Origin of the sequence: Bacteroides nordii, assembly GCF_019930665.1 — a bacterium.
GTDB classification, from domain to species: Bacteria; Bacteroidota; Bacteroidia; order Bacteroidales; family Bacteroidaceae; genus Bacteroides; species Bacteroides nordii.
On record NZ_CP082886.1, the window covers coordinates 4,699,757 to 4,712,699 of the forward strand.

The following is a 12,943-nucleotide window of genomic DNA, read 5'->3' on the forward strand; positions in this document are numbered from 1 at the left end:
GTTTATCTCTCATTCCGGTTGTGCAAATAAAATGTATTTGGTTTGAACCAGGCTGCACTCTGTGTATTGGTGAATGCTACAATAGTGTATTCGGACAAAAATGCCCCCTATTACAGACAAAATATGCCAATTTATACAGGGTGCACCCTGGTTTTGTTGTTTTTATTCCAGTGTTTTTACTCCTTTTATTACTCCTGGTTCTGTCTGGTGCATGTCAAAGACGATGATTTCGTTTATACCCTCTTTCAACCAGACTCCCGGACAATACAGACGGTACTGAGGACCCACATTCCAGAAGCGTCCCAGGTTGTGTCCGTTGACATAAACAAGTCCTTTTGTAAAGTCTTTCATGTCGATGTAGCAATCTCCGGCTTTATCCAGTTGTACAGTGGCTTTGAAGAACATACCCGGACGCACAGTGTCGGTTTGTTTCAGTTTGGATACATACTCTGTAGACATGGGGATATTAAATGCGTCCCAATTCATTAATGTCATTCCGTTCAGAGTGACACGGTCGGTGATACCTTTACGGTCAATCATCTGTGCGGCAAAGTTAATGCGTCCCATACTCTCTACCAGGATATCAAGTACCGGATTTTCTACATTGGATACTGGAAGGTCAATAGAGTGTTGTCCCAGTGTACGGTCAATACTTCCGATGTAGCGTCCGTTCAGAAAGACAGTAGCGTAGTCGTGTACCTCATCTACACGGAGTGTACCGCTCTTGTGACCAATCAGTTTCGTACGATACAATATCATTCCTTCATATTGATTCATCATTTCCATCGGAAGTGGCTGAACAATTGGTTTAGCAGCAGGAAGGTTATCCCAGATACTTGCATATTTCTGTGTCTCTGTTGCAGGAAATGTAATGACAGGGATCGGAGCAGGAATCGGGGCAAGTTTCTTTTTACTGTACTTCTGGGTCAATTCACGTAACGCCATATATTTGGGGGTAGCCTGTCCCATTTCATTGATAGGAGCATCGTAGTCATAGCTGGTCACGTCCGGTTGGTAAATACCGGGTTGGGGGGAGTTGGCTCCTGCCCAAAATCCAAAGTTTGTTCCACCGTGTATCACGTAGTAGTTGAACGATTTGCCATTATCAAGCAGCCATTTCACATCCGTTGTAATCTTTTCGATAGACGGGTGTTGCCAGTTTTCACGCCAGTGAGTAAGCCATCCGGGATAAAGCTCGGAACAGAATACACTGGCATCGGGATGTACTTTCAGGGCCTCATCGAATTCTGCCTTTGAAGCAGCCGGGTCAAGACCGATGGCTACACCGGGAAGTGTTCCTGCTTCGAGCATATAAGGAGTAGCTCCGTCAGCTGTGTAGAATGGAACTTCAATACCTTTGTCTCTCCAAAGATCATGAATCCACTTCATATATGTACGGTCATTGCCATAGCTTCCATATTCGTTTTCCACCTGTACCATGATGATAGGGCCGCCATTGGTAACTTCGTACTTCTTGATAATAGGGGCTATTGCAGTAGCATAACGCTCCACAGCAGTAGTATACCGTGGGTCCATGCAACGGATTTTTATATCCGGTGTAGACAACAGATAAGCAGGTAATCCACCGAAATCCCATTCACCGCAAACATAAGGTCCGGGACGGAATAAAAGGAACATATCTTCTTCCTGCACAGTCCGGATGAATTTTTCCAGATCCTTATTGCCTGTCTGAAAATCGAATACACCCGGTTCACTTTCATGATAGTTCCACATGATATAGCAAGCTACGGTATTACATCCCATTGCCTTGATCATTTGTATTCGTTGTTTCCAATATTCTGCGGGGATACGTGACGGATGGATCTCGCCGGAGATAATCTGGAACGGTTTATCATCCAGCCAGAATTGATTATCGCCCAGACGGAAAGAATGTGTACCTTTTGTCTGTGCTTGAACCAATGCACCGCCGCCTGTTAATAGAGCCAGTGCCATTAAAAAAGTTAAAAGCTTCTTTTTCATAAAATGATAGTTTATTAATGGTAAGTAATCTTTCGAAATTATATGATATTATTATTGAAACGCAGAAACTCGCAGATTTACGCAAAGCATATCATCGCTCAAATATAGCGCAGCTATTTAATCTGCGAAAATCTGCGATCATTTGCGTTTCAATAAAACGCTGTCATAGTATGAACTAAATTTGAAATATTGCTTAGTTAGATTTTACATTATATCAATTTCCGCATTTCTGCTCTTGATTTATAGTAGTGTATAAACCGGAGCAGAAGGCGGAAAATGAATCCACTTAAAAGTGCGTTTGTTTCATACAGGTTGATTCATAGAGTTGTCAGAGTAATTCTAATGTTACCGTAGCAGGTTGTCCGCAATGCGCTCCTGCCGGTAGGGGAATCTTTATTTCATAGATATTCTTAGACTGTTTGCTGACTCCTTCACCTCTGACGGGCACAGAGGTATATACAGTCAGGCTGTTCAGATCCTTTTTCATCAAAGCATCTGTTACTGTGAGAATGAGTTTTCCATCCTTTTTCTCTGCAAACAGGGCTGCGGGCGAAGATACCTTGAATGTTCCGAATTTACCTTTTGCTGTAACGGAGGTATCAAAATAAACGGCTCCTAACTTTGTTCCTTTTGGGTTTTCGGCTGCTTGCAGATGGGTGTTGTTAGCCAGTATGGCAGGTATCTTTTGGGGGAATTCGCCTTTACAATCTACTACATAAGCATAGGTAGCATCTTTTATTTCCCGTCCGTGTACGATTTCCATCTGGAATACCGGTACTGTTGTTTCCGGTTCTGTGTTGGCTTTGCAAAGTTTTTGCCAATTGGTAGCACGTTCTTCGCGGTTCCATTTCATTTCACCTGAAGTCTGTTGGGGAATTACTCCGTAGGTGAAACCTCCGTGGCGTATCCAACTGATTTTTCCCTTCTTTACTATTTCAGGAGCAACCGGACTATAAGTCTGTTCAATCGTGGTAGTGATATTCCCTTCTTTCTCCGGAGAGAGGTTGGTGATTCCGGCTCCTAAGGCAAGGAATATATCATCAAACATAAAGTAGCTTTTGTAAGCCCGTACGCCGTATATGTCTTTGTTTACATCTTTGGCTTCCGAGGCATCCGGATCTCCTTTCATCTTCGCATTAATTTTCTGATAGATGAAACCGGTGGCAAAATCTCCTTTACCATCGGTTGCTCCGGCGGCGAAATCATAAGAACTGGTATATCCACTCCAGTTTTCGATTGGGTTTAGTTCTGTAGGCGTTTGTCGTGTAGTGACACCCGGCCAGGCTGTAAGTTTCATGGCTCCGGTGATGTTACGGTACTCACTTCCATCGTGTTGGAAAAGAGTGACTCCATCGGCGCTGTAGAGGTTATAACCTGCTGCACCGGGATAAGCACTCTCCAATCCGTCTACCCGTACAGATCCCATATTGATAAAGAGATAGTAATCATTGGTTTTCTTTATCAGGTCGTCATTGTTATAGAAATAACGGGTACCGTGGTAGTATCCATCGGGTGTCGAAGCCATTTGCACATCCTGGCGGGAGGATTCATCAACAAACTGTTTCAGTTCGTTTACCTCTTCAGGAGTGAGTGACGAATGCCAGTCTGCCAGTAATGTTTTGGCCAGGATATGTGAAGGTACATTCCCCCGGCGGTTATTTTTGCGTGTCATATTTCCCCGGTCTACAAGTGGTGGAATGATGCCTTTATGATGATAAAAGGCAGAGCAGCGGATGTAGTTGAGTACTACTTCCACATTCTCCCGCGAGAGTTGCTTGGCCCACGGAGATCCTTGCAGGTACTTCAGTATACGGAACGTTCCTTTCAGTCCATCTATAGGATATCCCCAAACGAGGCATTGCTTACCGTGCCCCCATCCGGCCCCATCGGCAGTGGTGCCTTCTGTCCAGAAAGCCTCGTCATAAGTGGTTTGTGATACGACAGAGAGCGAACGGATGGCTACTTCGGCGAGTACGTCTATCATAGGAACCGAACTCATCATGACAGCTGCCTCCAATACCGGACGATAATCGAGTGCATTGCCTCCTACCCACCAGACGTGTTTGCGGAATCTCTCTACGCTTACCACGTTTTTGTCTGTCTCATCGTGTCTGTAGGGTTGTGTCCACGATTGAAAACCCACATCAAATAGTTTTTGGTGTGCCAGAAGGGCTGTTGAGTCTTTTACTTCGCCCGTTTCGATTCTGTCCATCAGGTCAAGTAGCGCAAAGTAGATTTTTACGGCTGCCCGTGGAGTGGCAAAGCAGGAAGTATGGAAACGTCCGGGAGCGTCATTATTACGTTCATTTTCCATTTTACCGTAAAAGGCGATGCCGCGTAAAAGGGTTTGTACCCCGTTATCCTGAGGATCAAGATTCTTCTTCCCGCGATAGGATTCGGCTATAACCTGTAACCGTTCAAAGCAGTCCCGTGTCAGATTATTAATCTGGATACAGTGAGCCATGTTAGTTCCGGCAGCATAATTATTACGGATAATTAGCTCTTCTTCTGCACGTTTGTCTGTAAAACGGCCTTCTGCGTCAATCAGGGCCAAGGACTCTTGCAGCGTATAAGTGGTTACAGGAGTTCCGTTGATATGTGTTGTAAACTCCTGCCTTAACCGACGGATTGTTTCTGCCTTTTCATTATCTGTTGCATACAGGTTACTGATACACAGCAGTCCGATTAGTATCAAACAGGTTTGTATGCGTTTCATAGTTTACTGATCTTTTGGCGATAACTCTGATTTTGTGTGACTACATTAACCAAATATACCTTATTATTATCAAGTGGCAAAGTTAGTGAAGCTTTTCCGTTTTCTACGGTGACTTCTGATGTTGTTACCGCACATCCGTTCGTGTCGTAAACCGTTATACGGGCGGGGCCGTTTTCTGTACCGCAAATAATGAGTTGTCCGTTACTGTAGTTAATCATCAGTTTTTCGGTATTCTGGTTGTTAATACCGGTAGGTACGGGGTTGACTGTGATATTGTCGATATAACAAACGTGCTGCTCGTCTTCATACAGCGTGACATTTGAATTATAAGTAGGTAAGATAGCTACTCCCAATACTCCATTTGTGAATTTGCTTATCTGGCTGGAGTACTCTGTTTTATTGAACTTGAACGTATAGGTTATCCACTCTCCTTCGGTAGTAAATTCATAGACAGATTTATATAGGAGTATACCGTCGTCCTGTCTGAAATCATTTGTGGTATTGAACTTAGATAGCAGTTTGATACAGATATCTTGTTTTTCGGCGGGATTTTCAAAGTCGTCCGTATCCTTACCAATCACATTAAGTGGTTGATAGATTGTAAACTCTACTACTTTTAAGTCATCAATGCCAATGGGGGTATCAAACAGGAATTTTAATCCATAATTACGTGCTTCCATGGAAGAGTAGCGTAATACTTTGGCTGAGTTGTTACCCTCAGCAGAAGGTACCGGATTATCTATTACTTCATGCGAATACATCCAGCGTGACTTAGGTTTGTAATCGCCTAACTTTCCTTTATTGCCGAAACGGAAGAAATAAGGAGTTGTTTCGTAGGTTTCAAAGTCTGCCCGGAAGAGTTCTTGTGCGGACATGTTACCGGAGAAAGAGATAGATGCTGCTAACAGCACAGAGGTAATGATCTTGTTTTTCATAATTTAATCAATATTGTGAGGCTGATTTTGTTTTACTACTTACAAAAGTAGGGGATGTTGCGAAAATCAGATGTTGTCTATTGTCCGAAATAGATGATTTTATTGTCCGTTGGACGAAATGGGGATTATATTACCTGAAGTGTCCCTGTGCTTTTGTCCGGAAGAAACTTATTCTTCATGTTCTGTGTATATGACCGTATACGGGCATTTTTATCCGTATTATAGGTTTATATTGTCCGAAAGATAATTCGATACTACTGCTGATACAATACATCAACCTTGGTTTGTAGCATCCTTCCTACATTTGCTCCTGTGATTAGTTGACAACAACTATTTCACATTGGTTACATTAATATAATAGACGATGAAGAAGCACATTTTACTCCTGTTTTTGTTGGTAGGCGGTTCGCTTGCCGTGAAAGGCCAGTCTACGGATAATGTAGATTTGATGTTTCCCAATCTGATGATGACTCGTTATCATTATGATAAGATGAAAGAAGATATTGAGAAGAAAGGCAATAATCCTCCTAAGAGTGCATACATTAAGCAGATGAGAAATCCGGCGGAAAGTATTGTAAACAATGATAGGAAAACTACTACTGCGGTCTCAACTTCCAACAATCCCAATAATGTAGATATCTCCGGAGAGATGAATGCCATCTACCAGCTTTGCGTTGTTTATGCGTTCTCGCAGGAAGAGAAATTCCTCAATAAAGCGGTTGAATATCTGAAAGCCTGGGGAAAAGTAAATGTTGCTGTGTCCAAATCAAATATTCATGAGAGTGTTTATACTCCGGCTGTAGAAGGATATAGTATCATTCGCAATGTGATTTCACAGGAAGACAGAGAAGAGATAGACAGTTGGTTCAGAAAACGTGTCAATGTATTTATTAAAGATAATGATCTGCGGGAAAATAACTGGGGAACTTGTCTTCATCAACAGTTCTATCATTATGGTTTAGCATTGAATGATAAGACGGTGATAGATTACTTTAAGAACAGATATCCTGCCTGGGTGAAAAATAATCTATATCCTAATGGTACTACTACCGATTTGTTAGGACGTGATGCTTTTGCTTACCATGCTTACGACTTACTGTTTTTTGCTGAAATTTGTCATGCAATAGCCTGTTATGAGGGTTATGAAGCGGCCGATGAATTTTATGCACGGGATGTTAATTGGGGAGCTTCAATAAAGAAGAGTGTTGATTTCTGGAAACCATACCTGCTTGATCCGGCTAAGAATCCACATTTAGAATTCGTAGAAACAGAATGGGCGCCCGATAAGCAGCGTAGTGACTATAATAAACCTTATAACCCCGGTGGTACCATGTATGCTGCTGATGAGATTTTTGAAATGGATCATGACCTTATCCGTGCCGTTGAGAAATATCGTGGTGGTAACCCATTTTATACCTGGCGACTGACACTTAGTAACCTGCGCTGGTATTATGGTACTGGAGAACAGTAAAATAGTAGTTAAATGGTAAGTAGTCAAAGTAGTTAAGTAGGATGCTATCTGCTACTTACTACTAACGAAGTGATAACTACTTGACTACTAAAGAAAAAATACATAACGAAAACATTAACCTATATGCGAATTATTGGACTATTACTGCTGAGCTGTTCTCTTTGTATGTCTTGTGTACAAACGGACAAAAAGAAAGCACTCATTGATGACGATTTTTTAGTTGCCGAACAACATTTGAGCAATCAACTCAAAGCGGTTCCCGAACCTACTGTGTATCCGCGTACTATAGGCAAGGATGGAAAGTTGATTGCTACCCCGAAGAATGATTGGACGGAAGGATTCTATCCGGGATGTTTATGGTATATCTATGAACACAACCGCGAGGAGAATTGGAAACAGAGTGCTATCAAATGGACCGAGGCTCTGGAGCCGATGAAAAAGCTGACAAGTCATCATGACATTGGTTTTCTTATCTATTGCAGTTTTGGTAACGCGTATCGGCTTACAGGTAAAGAAGAATATAAGGATGTGATTATAGAAGCTGCCAATTCTCTGACTACCCGTTTTAGTGAGGTGACAGGATGTATCAAGTCATGGAATTATCGGAAAGCCTGGAATGGGAGAGATGAGTGGTTCTATCCGGTGATTATTGATAATATGATGAACTTAGAGTTACTCTATTTTGCTTCTAAAGTGACAGGCGATACAAGATATGCCAAAATAGCCACTACCCATGCGGAAACAACTGCGAAGAATCAGTTGCGCAAAGATTATAGCAATTATCATGTAGTAGATTATGATACATTGACAGGAAAGGTTCTTCATCAGGCCACTTGTCAGGGATTCTCCGATAATTCGGCATGGGCACGCGGACAGGCATGGGCTATATATGGTTACACAATGACTTATCGTGAAACGAAGAATCCGAAATTCCTCGAAATAGCCATACATACGGCAGACTATTGGCTCAATCATCCGAATCTTCCCGAAGACGGGGTTCCTTACTGGGACTTTAATGCCGGACAGGAAGGGTATGTTCCCGATTGGGCCTATGATCCTAACCGCTTTAAAGTAGTTCCCCGTGATGCATCGGCGGCAGCTATTGCTGCTTCTGCTTTTCTGGAGCTGGCTACGTATGTGCCGAATGAAAAGACATATTATGATGCAGCCGTTAAGATACTTAAATCACTCTCTTCACCGGCTTACCGGGCAGTTCCGGGCACTAACAATAACTTTATCCTGATGCATAGTGTGGGTAGTATCCCTCACAATCAAGAAATTGATGTCCCATTGGTTTATGCCGATTACTACTTTCTGGAAGCTCTGAACCGGTATGAGCATTACGACAATAAGAAGTGAATTTCAATATTATAATTATTAACTTTTTAAATCAATTCGTATGAGAAAATTATTTTACGCAGTAGCATTATTATTTGTAAGTGCAAACATGAATGCACAGTATTTTGTGGACGGGTATAATACCAGTTTTGACAGTTGGGTGGACATCAAAGATTCAGAAGAAAACGTGATAGGTGTAAGACCTGCCGGCTGGGTATCTCCTTCTAATAATAACTGGACTTCGGGTACTAACAAGGTAGAGGTAACCTTTGAAAAAGCAGAGAACCGTAATGGGGAAGCTGACAAGGCTTGTAAGATTATTACTACAGGTATTGTGTCTACCTGGTTTAGCTGGCACGTAGGTGTATCACAGGTGACAAGTGTATATGCGGAAGATTATATTGCCAATCCGTTTTTCATAGATAGAGGTGATGATTTTTATTATACATTTTGGGCAAAAAGTGATGTAGATGGAACAAAAATGCATATTGGTACTGGCCAGTTATATAATCCGTCAAACGGAGGAAACTGGGATAATGTACCTTATGTGGAGCTTACTACCGAATGGAAACAATATGGTATTTATGTAGAACTTGCCAAATTGGACCTTACTTCGTTTGATATTCAACTCAGAAGTAACGGTATTCGTTATATTGATGATCTGGAAGTTGGGTATGGTGAAATTCCCGAAGGTGTAGGCATCATCAATATTTCTGCTAAGGATACTTTCAATGTTTACTCTAACGATAATGGTATCTCTTTTGAAGGTGCCGAAGGAATGGTTACCGTATTCAATACTTTGGGTTCGGTAGTTGCTCAGAAAGCAGCAAATGGTGGAACTGATAACATCAACCTTGGTAGCGGACTTTATCTTGTGAAGTTGCAGACAGCCGATGGAGAGGTAACCCGTAAGGTAGTAGTTAAATAGGATTCTCTATAGACACGGTGTTAAGATACAACCAGGATAATTGAAAAAGATGTGCATCTTTAATTCCACAATAATAGGCAGTAATATTGCCTTGTTGTGAGGATTAAAGATGCACTATTTTTTTAGAAATTACTTCTTTGCATGCGGATAATCAATTGTATAATGCAGTCCGCGGCTCTCTTTTCGCTCCATCGCCTGACGCATGATGAGATATCCCACGTTAATCATGTTACGCAACTCGCAAATTTCCTTAGATGCTACACTGCGTTTGAATAAGCTTTCTGTTTCCTCATAAAGGATATCCAACCGGTCCCATGCACGTTTCAAGCGAAGGTCACTTCGAACGATACCTACATACGTACTCATAATCTGATTCACCTCTTTCATGCTTTGGGTAATCAATACCATCTCTTCGGGCGAACGGGTACCCTCGTCATTCCATTCCGGGATATCCGGATTATAATCATATTGGTCTACTACTTCCAACGTATGTTTGGCAGCTGCGTCGGCATACACAACGGCTTCGATCAGAGAGTTTGAAGCTAAGCGATTACCACCATGCAAACCTGTACAAGAGCATTCGCCCACCGCATAAAGCCGTTCGATAGACGACTGGGCGTTGAGATCTACCAGGATACCTCCACAGAGATAATGGGCCGCCGGAGCAACCGGAATATACTCTTTTGTAATGTCAATACCTAAGCTGAGGCATTTCTCATAAATGTTCGGGAAGTGCTTCCGGGTCTCTTCGGGATCTTTATGAGTGACGTCGAGATAGACATGGTCATCACCCCGGTTTTTCATTTCGTTGTCAATGGCACGTGCTACGATATCGCGCGGAGCCAATGAAAGACGGGGGTCATATTTCTGCATGAACTCTTTACCGTCCATCGTACGGAGTACGGCACCGTAGCCACGCATGGCTTCGGTAATGAGGAAAGAAGGACGGTCGCCCGGATGATAAAGCGCTGTAGGATGAAACTGTACGAACTCCATATCTTTCACCGTTCCCTTGGCACGGTATACCATAGCAATACCGTCTCCGGTAGCTACCAACGGATTGGTAGTTGTCTGGTACACTGCTCCTACCCCACCGGTTGCCATAAGCGTTACCTTTGCCAGGTAGGTATCTACCTTCCCGGTTTTCGGGTCGAGGATATAAGCACCGTAACATTTGATGTCCGGTGTCTGACGTGTGACAGTCACCCCAAGATGATGCTGGGTTAATATCTCAACCGCAAAGTGATTTTCGATTACTGTAATGTTGGGATGGCGTTGTACAGCCTTGATAAGACTGTCCTGAATCTCAGCTCCGGTATTATCTTTGTGATGAAGAATGCGGAATTCCGAATGCCCTCCTTCGCGGTGCAGGTCGAATTCTCCTTCTTCGTTTTTATCGAATTCCACTCCCCAGTTGATAAGTGCTTCGATTTGTGCCGGAGCCTCCCGTACAACTTTTTCTACGGCAGCACGGTCACTGATCCAGTCACCGGCAATCATTGTGTCTTCAATATGCTTATCGAAATTGTCTACCAGGAGATTCGTAACGGAGGCCACTCCCCCCTGTGCAAAATAAGTGTTTGCCTCTTCCAAACCGCTCTTACAGATAAGGGCTACTTTTCCTTTGTGTGCCACTTTCAAAGCAAAGCTCATTCCGGCAATACCGGAACCGATGACGAGGAAATCGAACTTTTTAACCATAATCTAAATGTTTATTACCGCAAAACTACAAAATAACTGTTTTCATTGTACTTTTCGTTGCCATTAATTCATAAAATTGCTAACTTGGCAGCAAAAATCTGACAAAATGAACCGAGTTTTCCATGCCCGCATTGCCTGGTATCAATATTTTCTTCTGGTGGTACTGGGAGCAAACGCGTTTGGCTTCCTGTGGTGTAAGTATATTCTGCTTGCTGCTTTTATGATGCTGTTGCTCATTGTGGTGATCGAACAGGTGATTCATACCACCTATACCGTCACGTCACAGGGTGAACTGATTCTTTCTTACGGACGCTTTACACGTAAGAAGACAATTGCTCTCAAAGATATTATCTCTGTGCAAAAGCATCATTCAATGAAGTTCGGCCGTTTTTCGGTAACCGAATATGTATTGATTGAATACGGTAAAGATAAATTTGTATCGGTGATGCCGGTCAAAGAGCGGGAGTTTATGGAGTGGCTGGAGAAGATAAAAAATAACGGTTAGTGGAACTAATTCGAATCATATGAAATACCAGGTAATTATTATTGGCGGCGGTCCTGCGGGCTACACAGCTGCCGAAACAGCCGGCAAAGCCGGACTGAGTGTTTTGCTTTTTGAAAAGCAGAATTTAGGTGGAGTCTGTCTTAACGAAGGATGTATTCCTACCAAGACTTTGCTCTATTCGGCAAAGACGTATGACGGAGCGAAACATGCTTCCAAATATGCTGTAACCGTGCCGGAGGTCTCTTTTGATTTGTCGAAGATAATTGCCCGTAAGAGTAAAGTAGTACGTAAACTGGTATTGGGAGTGAAAGGTAAACTAACTTCCAACAATGTAACGATTGTGCAGGGCATGGCTCAGATTGTGGATAAGAACACGGTTCGTTGTGGTGAAGAGACTTACGAATGTGAGAATCTGATACTTTGTACCGGTTCTGAAACCTTTATTCCTCCTATCGCAGGCATTGATACGGTGAATTACTGGACGCATCGCGATGCGCTTGATAACAAAGAATTACCTGCTTCACTGGCTATCGTTGGCGGTGGTGTTATCGGAATGGAGTTTGCCTCTTTCTTCAATAGCCTTGGTGTACAGGTGACAGTGATAGAAATGCTGGATGAGATACTGAACGGAATGGATAAAGAACTTTCTGCCTTGCTTCGTGCCGAATATGCGAAACGAGGTATCCGATTCCTCCTGAGCACGAAGGTTATTTCTCTGTCGCAAAATGAAACAGAAGCTGTAGTCTCTTATGAGAATGCCGAAGGCTCCGGTAGTGTGATTGCGGAAAAGCTACTGATGAGTGTAGGCCGTCGCCCTGTCACCAAAGGTTTCGGACTCGAAAATCTGAAACTAGTATTGACGGAACGCGGGAACGTTTCCGTTAATTCTAAAATGCAGACCTCCGAACCGGGTGTATATGTCTGTGGTGACCTTACAGGCTTTTCGCTGCTTGCCCATACGGCGGTTCGCGAAGCAGAAGTAGCCGTACATACCATTCTTGGTAGGGACGATGTGATGAGTTATCGTGCCATCCCCGGTGTAGTATATACCAATCCGGAGATTGCCGGAGTGGGGCATACTGAAGAAAGTCTGTTGGCAAAAGGTATTCCCTATCACATTGTTAAATTACCCATGGCGTATTCAGGCCGTTTTGTTGCTGAAAATGAAGGTGTGAACGGTATGTGCAAACTATTGATCGGTGAGGATAAAACGATCCTGGGTGCCCATGTACTTGGTAATCCTGCTTCCGAAATTATCACCCTTGCCGGCATGGCAGTAGAGTTGAAACTGACTACTACGGAGTGGAAGAAGATTGTATTCCCCCACCCCACAGTAGCCGAAATATTCAGGGAAGCCCTGTGATTAAGA

The 12,943-nt window shown here is 42.9% G+C and carries 9 protein-coding genes; 5 read left to right on the plus strand and 4 right to left on the minus strand.

Features of this window, described 5'->3' with window-relative positions; genetic code table 11:
* Positions 1-162: 162 nt before the first annotated feature.
* From K8P02_RS18265 to K8P02_RS18275, 3 genes are all read right to left on the minus strand, one after another.
* Complete coding sequence (locus K8P02_RS18265; protein ID WP_007483062.1) at positions 163-1,980, minus strand: glycoside hydrolase family 35 protein; 1,818 nt, start codon at positions 1,978-1,980, stop codon at positions 163-165.
* A 328-nt stretch (positions 1,981-2,308) separates the two neighbouring features.
* Positions 2,309-4,696: a polysaccharide lyase family 8 super-sandwich domain-containing protein gene (locus K8P02_RS18270; RefSeq protein WP_223381634.1), complete on the minus strand. Its 2,388-nt coding sequence runs from the start codon at positions 4,694-4,696 to the stop codon at positions 2,309-2,311.
* On the minus strand, positions 4,693-5,631 hold the full coding sequence (locus K8P02_RS18275) for a T9SS type A sorting domain-containing protein (protein WP_025866633.1): 939 nt from the start codon (positions 5,629-5,631) through the stop codon (positions 4,693-4,695). The genes K8P02_RS18270 and K8P02_RS18275 overlap by 4 nt, the downstream gene beginning before the upstream one ends.
* 364 nt (positions 5,632-5,995) lie before the next feature.
* Between K8P02_RS18275 and K8P02_RS18280 the strand changes: the two genes are divergently transcribed.
* The 3 genes from K8P02_RS18280 to K8P02_RS18290 all read left to right on the plus strand — a co-directional run bounded on the left by K8P02_RS18280 (position 5,996) and on the right by K8P02_RS18290 (position 9,368).
* Positions 5,996-7,102 carry an alginate lyase family protein gene (locus K8P02_RS18280; RefSeq protein WP_025866634.1) on the plus strand — a complete coding sequence of 369 codons (1,107 nt, stop codon included), beginning with the start codon at positions 5,996-5,998 and terminating at the stop codon, positions 7,100-7,102.
* A gap of 123 nt (positions 7,103-7,225) precedes the next feature.
* Positions 7,226-8,461, plus strand: coding sequence for a glycoside hydrolase family 88 protein (locus tag K8P02_RS18285; protein WP_025866635.1), 1,236 nt, complete (start codon positions 7,226-7,228; stop codon positions 8,459-8,461).
* Positions 8,462-8,501: 40 nt separating this feature from the next.
* Positions 8,502-9,368 carry a T9SS type A sorting domain-containing protein gene (locus tag K8P02_RS18290; protein ID WP_025866636.1) on the plus strand — a complete coding sequence of 289 codons (867 nt, stop codon included), beginning with the start codon at positions 8,502-8,504 and terminating at the stop codon, positions 9,366-9,368.
* A 129-nt stretch (positions 9,369-9,497) separates the two neighbouring features.
* Here the strand turns inward: K8P02_RS18290 and nadB are convergent, their stop codons facing one another.
* Entirely contained in the window at positions 9,498-11,069 is a 1,572-nt protein-coding gene (gene nadB / locus K8P02_RS18295) for an L-aspartate oxidase (RefSeq protein ID WP_002558477.1), read from the minus strand.
* 106 nt (positions 11,070-11,175) lie between these two features.
* On the opposite strand from nadB, the gene K8P02_RS18300 reads away from it, so the two are divergent.
* Together K8P02_RS18300 and lpdA are read left to right on the plus strand one after the other, a co-directional pair.
* A complete protein-coding gene (locus tag K8P02_RS18300) occupies positions 11,176-11,574 on the plus strand; it encodes a PH domain-containing protein (RefSeq protein WP_025866637.1) in 399 nt (132 codons plus the stop codon).
* Positions 11,575-11,593: 19 nt separating this feature from the next.
* Positions 11,594-12,937, plus strand: a complete 1,344-nt coding sequence (gene lpdA / locus K8P02_RS18305; protein ID WP_025866638.1) for a dihydrolipoyl dehydrogenase — start codon at positions 11,594-11,596, stop codon at positions 12,935-12,937.
* Positions 12,938-12,943 lie beyond the last annotated feature (6 nt).

Coding starts and splice junctions, on each gene's coding strand:
- K8P02_RS18265 (WP_007483062.1), bottom strand. CDS start 1,980: ATGAAAAAGAAGCTTTTAACTTTTTTAATGGCACTGGCTCTATTAACA.
- K8P02_RS18270 (WP_223381634.1), bottom strand. CDS start 4,696: ATGAAACGCATACAAACCTGTTTGATACTAATCGGACTGCTGTGTATC.
- K8P02_RS18275 (WP_025866633.1), bottom strand. CDS start 5,631: ATGAAAAACAAGATCATTACCTCTGTGCTGTTAGCAGCATCTATCTCT.
- K8P02_RS18280 (WP_025866634.1), top strand. CDS start 5,996: ATGAAGAAGCACATTTTACTCCTGTTTTTGTTGGTAGGCGGTTCGCTT.
- K8P02_RS18285 (WP_025866635.1), top strand. CDS start 7,226: ATGCGAATTATTGGACTATTACTGCTGAGCTGTTCTCTTTGTATGTCT.
- K8P02_RS18290 (WP_025866636.1), top strand. CDS start 8,502: ATGAGAAAATTATTTTACGCAGTAGCATTATTATTTGTAAGTGCAAAC.
- nadB (WP_002558477.1), bottom strand. CDS start 11,069: ATGGTTAAAAAGTTCGATTTCCTCGTCATCGGTTCCGGTATTGCCGGA.
- K8P02_RS18300 (WP_025866637.1), top strand. CDS start 11,176: ATGAACCGAGTTTTCCATGCCCGCATTGCCTGGTATCAATATTTTCTT.
- lpdA (WP_025866638.1), top strand. CDS start 11,594: ATGAAATACCAGGTAATTATTATTGGCGGCGGTCCTGCGGGCTACACA.